This is a genomic window from Teichococcus deserti (assembly GCF_001982615.1).
GTDB lineage: Bacteria > Pseudomonadota > Alphaproteobacteria > Acetobacterales > Acetobacteraceae > Pseudoroseomonas > Pseudoroseomonas deserti.
The window spans coordinates 1-11,351 of sequence record NZ_MLCO01000267.1; the positions used below are offsets into that span (position 1 = coordinate 1).

The 11,351-nt window shown below is 71.1% G+C and carries 12 protein-coding genes; 7 read left to right on the forward strand and 5 right to left on the reverse strand.

Translation table 11 applies throughout. From position 1 onward, the window contains the following. From BKE38_RS23185 to BKE38_RS23195, 3 genes are all read left to right on the forward strand, one after another. On the forward strand, nucleotides 1-556 hold a 556-nt coding region (locus tag BKE38_RS23185; protein ID WP_278247642.1), incomplete at its 5' end, for a nucleotide-binding domain containing protein. Between the two features lie 4 nt (nucleotides 557-560). Next, nucleotides 561-1,580, forward strand: a complete 1,020-nt coding sequence (gene pdxA / locus BKE38_RS23190; RefSeq protein WP_076959598.1) for a 4-hydroxythreonine-4-phosphate dehydrogenase PdxA — start codon at nucleotides 561-563, stop codon at nucleotides 1,578-1,580. A 109-nt stretch (nucleotides 1,581-1,689) separates the two neighbouring features. Beyond that, the gene (locus tag BKE38_RS23195) at nucleotides 1,690-2,442 is read left to right on the forward strand and encodes a DeoR/GlpR family DNA-binding transcription regulator (protein ID WP_076959599.1); all 753 of its coding nucleotides are present in this window, start codon (nucleotides 1,690-1,692) and stop codon (nucleotides 2,440-2,442) included. Between the two features lie 52 nt (nucleotides 2,443-2,494). Here BKE38_RS23195 and BKE38_RS23200 read toward each other — a convergent pair whose 3' ends face one another. Genes BKE38_RS23200 through BKE38_RS23210 form a run of 3 tightly spaced genes read right to left on the reverse strand, consistent with a single transcriptional unit; the run spans nucleotide 2,495 to nucleotide 5,215 of the window. Further along, entirely contained in the window at nucleotides 2,495-3,517 is a 1,023-nt protein-coding gene (locus BKE38_RS23200) for an ABC transporter substrate-binding protein (RefSeq protein ID WP_076959600.1), read from the reverse strand. A 29-nt stretch (nucleotides 3,518-3,546) separates the two neighbouring features. Next, nucleotides 3,547-4,428, reverse strand: a complete 882-nt coding sequence (locus BKE38_RS23205) for an ABC transporter permease (RefSeq protein WP_076959601.1) — start codon at nucleotides 4,426-4,428, stop codon at nucleotides 3,547-3,549. 13 nt (nucleotides 4,429-4,441) lie between these two features. Continuing rightward, nucleotides 4,442-5,215 (reverse strand): ABC transporter ATP-binding protein, encoded by a 774-nt coding sequence (locus BKE38_RS23210; RefSeq protein WP_076959602.1) that lies wholly within the window; start codon nucleotides 5,213-5,215, stop codon nucleotides 4,442-4,444. Between the two features lie 126 nt (nucleotides 5,216-5,341). Between BKE38_RS23210 and BKE38_RS23215 the strand changes: the two genes are divergently transcribed. Beyond that, nucleotides 5,342-6,013: a response regulator transcription factor gene (locus tag BKE38_RS23215; RefSeq protein WP_076959603.1), complete on the forward strand. Its 672-nt coding sequence runs from the start codon at nucleotides 5,342-5,344 to the stop codon at nucleotides 6,011-6,013. An 8-nt stretch (nucleotides 6,014-6,021) separates the two neighbouring features. Further along, a complete protein-coding gene (locus tag BKE38_RS23220; protein WP_076959604.1) occupies nucleotides 6,022-7,407 on the forward strand; it encodes a HAMP domain-containing histidine kinase in 1,386 nt (461 codons plus the stop codon). Here the strand turns inward: BKE38_RS23220 and BKE38_RS23225 are convergent. Next, nucleotides 7,404-9,089: a methyl-accepting chemotaxis protein gene (locus BKE38_RS23225; protein ID WP_076959605.1), complete on the reverse strand. Its 1,686-nt coding sequence runs from the start codon at nucleotides 9,087-9,089 to the stop codon at nucleotides 7,404-7,406. The two genes, BKE38_RS23220 and BKE38_RS23225, sit on opposite strands and share 4 nt — an antisense overlap. 179 nt (nucleotides 9,090-9,268) lie before the next feature. Here BKE38_RS23225 and BKE38_RS23230 point away from each other — a divergent pair, with 179 nt between their 5' ends. Beyond that, the gene (locus BKE38_RS23230; protein ID WP_076959606.1) at nucleotides 9,269-10,102 is read left to right on the forward strand and encodes a TIGR02587 family membrane protein; all 834 of its coding nucleotides are present in this window, start codon (nucleotides 9,269-9,271) and stop codon (nucleotides 10,100-10,102) included. 6 nt (nucleotides 10,103-10,108) lie between these two features. Then, nucleotides 10,109-10,489 (forward strand): TIGR02588 family protein, encoded by a 381-nt coding sequence (locus tag BKE38_RS23235; RefSeq protein ID WP_131829701.1) that lies wholly within the window; start codon nucleotides 10,109-10,111, stop codon nucleotides 10,487-10,489. Between the two features lie 24 nt (nucleotides 10,490-10,513). Here BKE38_RS23235 and BKE38_RS23240 read toward each other — a convergent pair whose 3' ends face one another. Further along, nucleotides 10,514-11,308, reverse strand: coding sequence for a nucleotide-binding protein (locus tag BKE38_RS23240; RefSeq protein ID WP_076959608.1), 795 nt, complete (start codon nucleotides 11,306-11,308; stop codon nucleotides 10,514-10,516). Between the last annotated feature and the right edge of the window lie 43 nt (nucleotides 11,309-11,351).

Here is an 11,351-nt window from a genome sequence, read left to right on the forward strand (position 1 = left end):
GCCGCCCGCCGCCGAGCCGGCCGCACTCCCCATCCTGCCGCCCGCCGCCGGCGGCGTGCTGGTCGTCGTCGGCAGCGTCGCCGAGGCCTCCCGCGCCGCCGCCGCCCGCCTGGTGGAGGCCGGCCGCGCCACCCGCTTCGGCGTGCCGCCCGCCCTGCTGCGCGCCGGCGACCGCCATCCCGGCTGGGGCGCGCTGGCCGCCGGCATCGCCGACAGCCTGGCGCAGAAGCGCGACACCCTGGTCGAGATCGACGCCGACCCGGCCGCCGACCTCAGCCAGGGCGCCATCCTGGCCGAGCGCCTGGCCGCCCTGGTCGCGCCCGCTGCGCCTTCCATCGCCGGCCTCTTCGCCACCGGCGGCGAGACCGCCTGCGCCCTGCTGACTTATCTGGGCGTGCACGGCATCCGCCTGCTGGAAGAGGTCGAGCCCGGCGTGCCGCTCGGCATCACCGAAGGCGCGCTCGCCATCCCCGTGATGACCAAGGCCGGCGCCTTCGGTCATGAGGGCACCATCCTGAACAGCCTGTCCCGCCTGCACGCCCTGCTCGGAGCCTGATCGCATGACCAACGCCCCTGCCGTCGACACCCGCCCCATCGTCGCCATCACCATGGGCGACGCCTCGGGCATCGGCCCCGAGATCATCATGAAGGCCCTGGCCCGGCCGGATGTGTACGCGATCTGCCGGCCGCTGGTGGTAGGCGACGCCCGCCGCCTGCGCGAGGCCGATGCGCTGACGAAGACGGGCCTGACCGTGGCGGCCCTGCAGGAGCCCGCCGGCGCGACGTACGAGATCGGCACCGTCGACTGCATCGACCTGGGCCTGATCCCGGCCGGCCACCCCTTCGGCCAGCTCTCCACGATCTCGGGCGAGGGCGCCTATCGCTACATCGAGCGCGCCACCCGCCTGGTCGAGGCCGGCGAGGCCGACGCCATCTGCACCGCCCCCCTGTCGAAGGAGGCGCTGCACGCCGCCGGCCACAAGTATCCCGGCCATACCGAGCTGCTGGCGCATCTGACCGGCACGCCCGAGGTGTCGATGATGCTGGTGGCGCCGAAGCTGCGCGTCATCCACGTGACCACGCATATCGGCCTGATGGACGCCATCCGGAAGATCGAGCCCGGCCTGGTCGAGCGCGTCATCGCCCGTGGCCATGCGACGTTGGTCAAGGCCGGCATCGCCGAGCCCCGCATCGGCGTCTGCGGCATCAACCCGCATGCCGGCGAGAACGGGTTGTTCGGCCAGGGCGAGGAGGAGGAGAAGATCATCCCCGCCGTCCAGGCCTGCCAGGCCAAGGGCTGGTCCGTCACCGGCCCGCTGCCGGCCGACACGCTGTTCTTCCGCGCCGCCCGCGGCGACTTCGACCTGGTCGTCGCCATGTACCACGACCAGGGCCACGGCCCGGTGAAGGTCATGGGGCTGGAAGCGGGGGTGAACATCACCATCGGCCTGCCGGTGATCCGCACCTCGGTCGACCACGGCACCGCCTTCGACATCGCGGGCAAGGGCATCGCCGATGAGGGCAGCCTGATCGAGGCGCTGCGGCAGGCGGTCGACCTGGCGCCGAAGCGCAGCAAGTAAAAGGAAGGCTGGGGGTCTGTCCGAGGCAGTGCCTCGGACCCCCCAGACCCCCTTCTATTTCTGCACAACGGTCCTTGCAGGACCAGCGCACACCGGTCCAGATCGACGCATGCGACACCGGAAAAGCCGTCGGGACGACATCCTCTCAGCCATGGCCCAGGGCGTCGTCGACGTCGACAGCCTGGCGGAACGCTTCGGGGTTTCGGCCTCGACCATCCGGCGCGACCTGCAGGACCTCTCGGCGCGGCGCGCCATCGCGCGGACCTATGGCGGGGCGATGCTGGCGCATGCGGTGCCCGAGGAAAGCCTGGGCGCCCGCAGCCAGCAGCACCGCGACGCCAAGGCCGCCATCGCCGAAGCCGCCCTGGCCCTGATCGAGGACGGCGATACCCTGATCCTCGATGGCGGCTCCACCGTCGAGGCGCTGGGGCGGCGGCTGGCCGGGCGGCGCCTGCGTGTCATCACCAACAACCTGGCGCTGATCCCGGTCCTCGCCGATGCGCCGGGGATGGCGCTGGTGGTGCTGGGCGGCACGGTGCGCCCGATCAGCATGGGCACCACCGGCAGCCTGGCCGAGCAGGCGCTGCGCTGCATGACCGCCGACAAGCTGTTCACCAGCGCCGACGGCGTGATGCCCGGCTACGGCCTGTGCGAGGCGACGCTGGAGCAGGTCTCTTTGAAGTCGCTGATGATGCGCCAGGCGGCCGAGGTGTTTGTCCTCGCCGATGCCTCGAAGCTGGGTCGGGCGGAGCAGCCCTTCTGGGCGCCGTTGCGGCCTGGGGCGTGCCTGGTGACCGATGCTGGCTTGGAAGCTTGCGACGGCTTCGTGGCTGAAGGCGTCCGCGTCGTGCTTGCGGACTGAGTCGCAAGATTAGAAGGGGGTCTGGGGGGATACCTCCCCCCAGCCTCACTTTTTACGAGCCTTGCCGGTCGTGCAGCGCCGGGATGAACAGGTCTTTCCAGCTGTCCGGCTTCACGCGGACCGAGCCCACCGCGTGCATGAAGCGGGCGTATTCCATCACGCCATGGGGTGTGGCCGAGAAGCGGCTGTCCGGGTCCTTGATCATCTTCACCACATCCTCGTCGGTGGCCGTGGTGCGGGTGATGCGGTTGAAGGCCTGGGCGGCGGCGGTCGGGTCTTTCGCGATGAAGTCGTTGGCCTCGTCGAGGGCGGCGAGGAAGACCTGCATGACGCGCGGATTGGCCTCGACAAAGCGCTTCTGGGCGAAGATCACGTCCAGCGTCGAATCGCCGAGCACGTCGCTGGCGGCGATGACCTTGTGGATCGAGGGGTTGTTCAGCTCGATGATCGAGAAGGGCGGCGAGGCGAAATGGGCCGCGATCTCGGTCTTGCCGCTGAGCAGCGCCTGGGCGGCCTCCGGATGGGGCAGGCCGACGGTCATCGGGTCCAGCCTGGCGTAGTTCTCCTGGCCGAACTGCTTGGCCACCAGCATCTGCAGCACCACCGCGGCGAGCGAGGTCTTGATGCCGGGCAGGGCGATCTTGTCGTTGGCGGTGAAGTCGGCGAGCGTCTTCAGATGCGGCCGGTTGGCGTTGAGGACGAGCGCGCAGCTCGACATGCCGGCGACGCCGACGACCTCGGCCCGCGGGATGCCGCGCGCCTTGGCCCAGAGGGTGATGAAGCCCGGCGACCCGGTGCCGGCGATGTCGAGCGAGCCGGCCAGCATGGCGTCGTTGATGACGTTGCCGCCGTCCAGCGTCTGCCAGCCGAGCTCCATGGTGCCGAGCCCGGCCTTCTCGGCTTGGCGCTCGATCATCTTCTGATCGCGCATGACGATCAGCGGCAGATAGAGGATGCCGTAGCCGTGCGAGATGCGCAGGCGGCTGGTCTCGGCATAAGCGGGGCGGATGTTGAAGCCGAGGCTCGCGGCAGCGCCCAGGCCGGCGGTGGCGCCGAGCAGGTGGCGGCGGTTCATCGTGTTGTTTCCTCCGAAGATCATGGCGATCAGCTCTGCATGCCCCAGCGGCGGATGGTGCGCTTCTCGATGGTCGCGAAGATCACGTTCTCGACGAACAGGCCGATGAGGATGACGAAGAACAGGCCGGCGAAGACATTGGCGGTCTCCAGCTGGTTGCGGTTCTCGAAGATGAACCAGCCGAGGCCGCCCGAGCCCGAGGAGACGCCGAAGACCAGCTCGGCGGCGATCAGGGTGCGCCAGGCGAAGGCCCAGCCGACCTTCAGCCCGGTCAGGATCGAGGGGAAGGCGGCCGGGATCAGGATGTGCCGCACCAGGCCGATGTTGCGCAGCCCGTAGTTCAGCCCGACCATCTTCAGCGTCTTGGAGACGGCGCGGAAGCCGGCATGGGTGTTCAGCGCGATGGCCCAGAGCACGGAATGGACCAGCACGAAGATGACGCTGCCGGCGCCGAGGCCGAACCAGATCAGCGCCAGCGGCAGCAGGGCGATGGCCGGCAGCGGGTTGAACATGGCCGTCAGCGTCTCGAGCAGGTCGGTGCCGATGCGCGAGCCGATGGCCAGCACGGTGAGCATGGCGGCGAGGCCCACGCCGATGGCATAGCCGATGGCCAGCGTCTGCAGCGAGATCAGCGCGCGGGCCGGGATCACGCCGTTCAGCAGGTTGCTGATCAGGGCTTCCACGGTTTCCGAGAAAGCCGGGAAGAGCAGCGGATTATCGAGCCACCGCCCATAGATCTCCCAGATCACCGCGAGGACGAGAAGGATAAAACCCTTGCGGAGGAAGCCGATGCGGTAGACGGATTCCCAAGGGGAGATCGGCTTCTGCACCTCGGCGGGCTGGCCGCGGACCGGCTCGCGCACGATCTCGGGGCGGGTCAGCAGGGGGGCGTGGTTCACGGTCGTGCTCATGCTGCGCGCTCCCTCAATGGACGAAGAGCATGTCGTTGATGCGGGTCTCGAGCTCGGCCTGGGCGGCGGTGCCCAGCAGCTCCGGCGGCACGCTGTTCAGCTCGGCCTTGACCTGGCCGGGATGCGGCGACAGCAGCAGGATGCGGGTGCCGATGCGGATCGCCTCCTCGATCGAATGGGTGACGAAGAGCACGGTGAAGCGCGTGTCCTCCCACAGCCGCAGCAGCTCCTCCTGCATGCGGCGGCGGGTCAGGGCGTCGAGCGCGGCATAGGGCTCGTCCATCAGCAGGACGTCGGGCTCCATGGCCATGCCGCGGGCGATGGCGACGCGCTGCTTCATGCCGCCGGACAGCATGTGCGGATAGCTGTCGGCGAAATCCTTCAGCCCGACCTTCTCGATATAATAGGCGGCACGGTCGCGCGCCTCGGCGGCCGAGAGCCGCTTCGAGGCGGTGAGCGCGAAGGTGACGTTCTGCTGCACCGTCTTCCACGGCAGCAGCTGGTCGAATTCCTGGAAGACCATCATGCGGTCCGGGCCGGGCTCGCGCACCTCGCGCCCCTTCAGGCGGATGCTGCCTTCGGACGGCGTCAGATAGCCGCCGATCGCCTTCAGCAGCGTCGACTTGCCGCAGCCCGAGGGGCCGAGCAGCACGTAGCGCTCCGAGGGGTAGACGTCGAAATCGACCCGCTGCGTGGCGGTGACGACATATTCGTCGGTCTTGTACTGCAGGGTCACGCCCTGCACCTGCAACAGCGGCGCCGTCGCGCCCGCATCCTGCGCGGCCATCGCTTCCTCCTTGTCTCGTTGCCGCCCTTGCGGGGCCGGATTGGCTTCCTCTCTAATCCGCCAAGCTGTTGCCAAACTGACGAGGCTCAGGAATTTTTGTTCGCAGTTGCAGCATGAAAGGTGCCGATGCGGATCCTGCTGGTGGAGGACAATGCCGATGTGGGAGAGGCGGTGCAGGCGCGCCTCGCCCGGCTCGGCCATGCGCTGGACTGGGAGCGCAGCGGCGAGGCGGCCTCGGCCCGGCTCGACGTGCAGCAGGGCTACGGCCTGGTGATCCTGGACGTCATGCTGGGCGGCGCGATCGACGGCATGGCCATCCTGCGCCGGCTGCGGGCGCGGGGCGGGGCGACGCCGGTGCTGATGCTGACGGCGCGCAGCCAGGTGGATGACCGGGTCAGCGCGCTGGATCTTGGCGCCGACGACTACCTGACCAAGCCCTTCGACTTCCGCGAGCTGGAGGCGCGGGTGCGCGCCCTGCTGCGCCGCGGCAGCGGGGCGGCGGTCAACGAATTGCGCTTCGGCGATATCAGCATCGATCTGGAGGGCCAGGTCGCCTCGCTGAACGGCCAGCCGCTGGAGCTGACGAAGCGCGAGCTGGCGCTGCTCGAATTGCTGTTGGCTCGCCCCGGCCGCATCGTGCCGAAGGAGCAGCTGATGGACCGGCTGTTCGGCCTGGACGAGGCTGCCAGCCTGAACGCGGTGGAGCAGCACGTCGCCCGGCTGCGCAAGAAGCTGTCGCTGTCGACGACGGAGATCCGCACGCTGCGCGGCCTCGGCTACCAGATCATGGCGCGATAGACAGAACGATGCAGAGCCGCTCGCTGCATGCGCGGATCATGGTGCTGCTGGCCATTGTCTTCGGCGCGGTCTCCGGCGGCTTCGCCATCGCCGCCTGGGTCACGGCGCGGGTGGTGGCGGATGGCGCGCATGACGCGCTGCTCTCGGCCGGCGCCGCGCAGATCGCCGAGAACATGTATGTCGCCGGCGGCGTGCTGGTGGTGGAGCCGCCGATCGCGGTCGTCGCCAGCCTCTCGGCGCAGGACCGCGTGGTCTACAAGGTGGTCGATGCCCGCGGCATCGTGGTCGCCGGCAGCTCCGGGCTGGACAGCCCGCCGGCCGACGGCACGCACACCCAGCTGGGGCGGACGCGGCTGATGGGGCAGGACTACCACACCGCCACCACGGCGCGGCGCATCCAGGGCGGCTGGGCCAGCGTGACCCTGGCGCAGACCAACCATGCGCGGGAGGAGATGGCGCGCGGCCTCGCGGCGAAATCCATGGTGCTGATCCTGGCGCTGACCGGGCTCGGGCTGGTGGCCACCCTGCTGGCGGTGCGGCTGGCGCTGGCCCCGCTGCGCCGGGTCGAGGCCGCCATCGCCGCGCGCGACCCGCAGGACCTGGCGCCGCTGGTGGTCGACGCGCCGCCGGAGATCCACACGCTGCTGGTCGCCATCAATGCCTTCATGGCGCGGCTGGAGGCGCATCTCGGCCAGATGCGGCGGCTGATCGGCGATGCGGCGCATCAGATCCGCACGCCGCTGACCGCGCTGACGGCGCAGCTGGAGATGCTGGAGGACGCGAAGGACGAGGCCGCGCGGCAGCAGCATCTGGCGCGGCTGCAGGACCGCGCGGGGCAGCTCGGCCGGCTGGCGGCGCAGCTCTTCGACCATGCCATGGTGCTGCACCGCGCCGGCCAGGTGCGGCTGGAGGAGGTCGACCTGGTGCCGCTGGCCCGCCAGGTGCTGGTGGGGCTGCTGCCGCTGGCCGGCCGCATCCGGCTGGAGCTGGAGGCGCCGGAGGTCCCGGTGCTGGTGCCCGGCGACCGCGTCAGCCTGCGCGAAGCGCTGAGCAACCTGGTGCACAACGCGCTGAAGCATGGCGCGCGGACCCATGTGCTGGTGACGCTGCGCCAGGACGCGGCGATGACGCTGGTGGAAATCTCGGATGACGGGCCGGGCATCCCGCCCGCGCGCTGGCAGCATGTGCGCGAGCCCTTCCACAGCCGCGGCGAGGAGGAGCGGGGGGCAGGCCTCGGCGTCGCCATCGCCGAGCAGGTGATGCGCGCCCATGGCGGCGCGCTGTCGTTCCGGCTGGTTTCCGCCGAGGGGTTTTCCGTCATTCTGCTGTTCGCGGGACGCGCGCCGGCAACAGCGCGCGTCCCGGTTTCGAAACAGCCTGCCGCAGAAGACTAGGCCGCACGCACCCTGGAAACGAAATCGTCCACTGCGCCGGTCAGCTGCTCGGACTGGCGCGACAGGTCGCTGGCGGCGGCCAGCACCTGGCTGGCGGCGGCGCCGGTGCTGCTGGCGCCCTGGCCGACGGAGGCGATGTTCATCGTCACCACGCCGGTCGCCTGCGCCGTCTCCTGCACGGTGCGGGCGATCTCGGCGGTGGCGGCGCTCTGCTCCTCGACCGCGGCGGCGATGGCCACCGTGATGCGGCTGACCTCGTCGATCGTCGCCGTGATGGCGCCGATCGCCTGCACCGCCTGCTGCGTCGCCTGCTGGATCGAGCCGATCTGCGCGCCGATCTCCTCCGTCGCCTTGCTGGTCTGCGCCGCCAGGTTCTTCACCTCCGAGGCGACGACGGCGAAGCCCTTGCCGGCTTCGCCGGCGCGCGCCGCCTCGATCGTGGCGTTCAGCGCCAGCAGGTTGGTCTGGCTGGCGATCGAGGTGATCAGGTTCACCACCTCGCCGATCTTGCCGGCGCCTTCGGCCAGCACGCGGACGGTGTTGTCGGTCTCCCGCGCCCGCTCGACCGCCTGGCCGGAGACGCTGGTCGCCTGGGTCACCTGGCGGCTGATCTCGGAGATCGAGGCGGAGAGCTCCTCGGCCGCCGAGGCCACGGTCTGCACGCCGCCGCTGGCCTGCTGCGCAGCGCCGGCGACCGAGCTGGCCTGGGCCGTCGTCTCCTCCGCCGTGCCGGTCATGGCGCGGGCGGTGGCCTCGAGCTCGGTCGCGGCCGAAGAGACGACGCCGACCATGTCGCCGACGCGGGCCTCGAAGGCGCTGACCAGCTGGGCCAGGGTCTCGGCGCGCTGCTGGCGGGCCGCCTGGGCCGCGGCCTGCTCGGCGGCAAGTTTATCGGCATGCTGCAGCCCGGTGCGGCATTCGTCGACGGCGCGCGACATGTCGCCCACCTCGTCGCCGCGCGCCAGGTCGGGCAGGCTGACCGCATAGTCGCGCTGGGCGACGCGGCGCAGCGCGGCCGCCAGGCTGACGATGCTGCGGGCGATGTGGCGGTCGAGGAACAGCGCGGCGCCGAAGCCGGCGAGCAGCGCCAGGCCCAGCACCAGCCCGGTCAGCCACAGGGCGCGCTGGTAGATGGCGGCGGCCGCCTCGGCGGCGGCATTGGCACCGGCCTCGTTCACCGCGCTGAGCTCGTCCAGCGTGGCGAAGACCTTGCGGATCGACTGCGCGCCGACCGTGTTGAACAGGCCGATCGCCGTGGCATCGCCGCCGGGCGCCGACAGGGCCGGCGCGGTGGCCGTCTGGTAGGCGGTGTATTCGGCGCGGGCGCGGGCCAGCAGGGCCTGCTCGCCGGGGCTGGAGCTGAGGCTGGCGGCGCTGGCGAAATCCACCTCGACCTCGCGCCGGCGGCTGGCCAGGTCGTTCTGGGCCGAGGCGCGCTGCGCCGCGTCGACGGTCGCGACGATGCGCGCCGCGCTGGTGCGCTCGCGCGACAGGCTGAACTGCAGATGCGTGATCGAGCGCACCGAGGGCAGCCAGTTGGTCTGCACCTCGACCAGCCCCGACTGCACATGGCTGAGCTGCTGCAGCCCCAGCAGGCCGAGCAGGGTGGTGAGCAGCAGCAGCAGGCCGAAGGCGCCCAGCAGCTTGCTGCGCAGACGAAGGCGGCCGAAGACCTTGAGCATCTCTTTTTCCGGGACTGAGACAGGCGGCTGTCATCGATCTGAATCTTTTCTTGATTATTAATGACCCTGCCCGGAATGCCCGGCCTTTGCGGCGCCGCATGACAGTGTCGCCATCTGTCGTCACGCCGCTGTTGCAACTTCCCGCCGCCCGGGCCTTTCGACAGGCAGGAGGGCAAGCCATGACGGAACAGTCGGCGGCGGATCGGGGCGGCAACCGCGCCTATGCGGTCAGCCTGGCGCGCGGCATGGCCGGCGCGCTGATCTTCGCCTTCCCGCTGGTGATGACCATGGAGATGTGGTCGATCGGCTTCTCGGTCACGCCGGGGCGGCTGCTGCTGTTCCTGGTGCTCGGCCTCGGCGTGCTGGCGGGCCTCGCCTATTACAGCGGCTTCGAGCCGGCGGCGGACTGGCTGGACGCGCTGCTCGACGCGCTGGGCGCCTTCGCCATCGGGCTGGTCGGCAGCGGGCTGCTGCTCTGGCTGTTCGGCATCGTCACCCCCGAGCTGGGCTGGCGCGCGGCGGTGGGGATGGTGGCGCTGCAGGCGGTGCCGGCGGGCATGGGGGCGGTTGCCGCCCGCCGCCAGTTCGGCGCCCGTGACGGCGAGGCGCGCGAGGACCGCGCCGGCTATCCGGCGCAGCTCTTCCTGATGGTGGCGGGCGCGCTGTTCCTGGCCTTCAACGTGGCACCGACCGAGGAGGTGCTGCTGATCGCGCTGCGCATGCAGCCCTGGCCGCTGGTCGGGCTGATGGGGCTGTCGCTGCTGCTGCTGCACCTGCTGGTCTACACCATCGGCTTCGCCGGGCAGGAGCAGCGGCCGGAAGGGGCGGGCGCCTGGCGCACCTTCTGCGCCTATAGCCTGGCCGGCTACGGCCTGGCGCTGGCGGTCAGCTTCTACGCGCTCTGGACCTTCGGCCGCGCCGACCTGGCCAGCCTGCCGATGATGGCCATGGCGACGGTGGTGCTGGGCTTCCCGGCGGCGCTCGGCGCCGCCATCGCCCGCCTGGTGGTGTGAGGCCGCATGAGCAGGAAACCGCTGCTGGAATGGCTGATGGCGGGCTTCGGCGCGACGCTGACGCTCGGCACCCTCGCTGTCGTTGCCAGCGATATCTCGGTCAGCCAGGGCGATCCGCCGCCGCGGCTGGCCATCGCGGCCGAGGCGCCGCAGCCCGACGGACAGGGCTCCTTCCTGGTCCGCTTCACGGTGACCAACGCCGCGCCGGCGACGGCCGCCCAGGTCACGGTGGAAGGCGTGCTGTCGGAGGGCGAGCGCGTGCTGGAGACCAGCCGCGCCGTGCTCGACTACGTGCCGCGCGGCTCGAGCGCGCGCGGCGGGCTGTGGTTCCGCCAGGACCCGGCCGGGCGGCTCACCCTGCGGGCGACCGGCTATGCCGAGCCCTGAAGATTAAATTGCCGTACGGAAGGATCAGGGATCGACGGCGCGGGCCAGCACCGCGACATCGGCCGCTGCGGCCGAGGTCGGATGCCGGCTGAGGAGCGGCATCTGCCGGCGGATGGCATCGCGCACCCGCTCGTCGCGGCGGACCAGCCCGGCCAGCGGCACGTCGCGCTGCAGGAAGGTGCTGCAGGCGCGCTGCAGCGTGGCGGCGGTGCGGCGGCCGGAGGGCACGTCGATCGCCTGGTTCACCACGATCCGCGCATCGCCGCCCGGCCGGTCGGTGCCGTGCAGCTTCAGCGTGGCATAGGCGTCGGTCAGGCTGGTCGGCTCGTCGGTGGCGACCACCAGCAGCGTGTCGGCCGCCGCCGCCAGCCGCCGGGTCGCCGGCGCGAGGCCCGCGCCGAGGTCGAGGATCACCACGTCCCAGCGCCCGGTCGCCGCGCGCAGCAGCGTCGCCACATGCTCGACCACCTCGGGCCGCAGGCTCGCCAGCATGCCGCTGCCCGAGCGGCCGGCGAGGACGTCGAAGCCGCCCTCGGCATGGTGGATGACGGCCTGGGTCAGCGCGATGCGCCCGGCCAGCACGCCCTGCAGGTCGCGCTCGGGCTGCAGGCCGAGCTGGACGTCGACATTGGCCAGGCCAAGGTCGCCATCGGCCAGCAGCACGCGGCGGCCGCGCTGGGCCAGTGTCTGGGCGAGGGTGATCGCCAGCCAGGTCTTGCCGACGCCCCCCTTGCCGGAGGCGATGGCGATCAGCCGGCCGGCGGCGGCCTGCGACTGGAAGTTCAGCGGCGGGTCCGGACGGAAGGAGAGGTCGGGCATCAGGGGAAGACTCCAGCCGTCAGCGGGGGGACAGGCAAGGGGG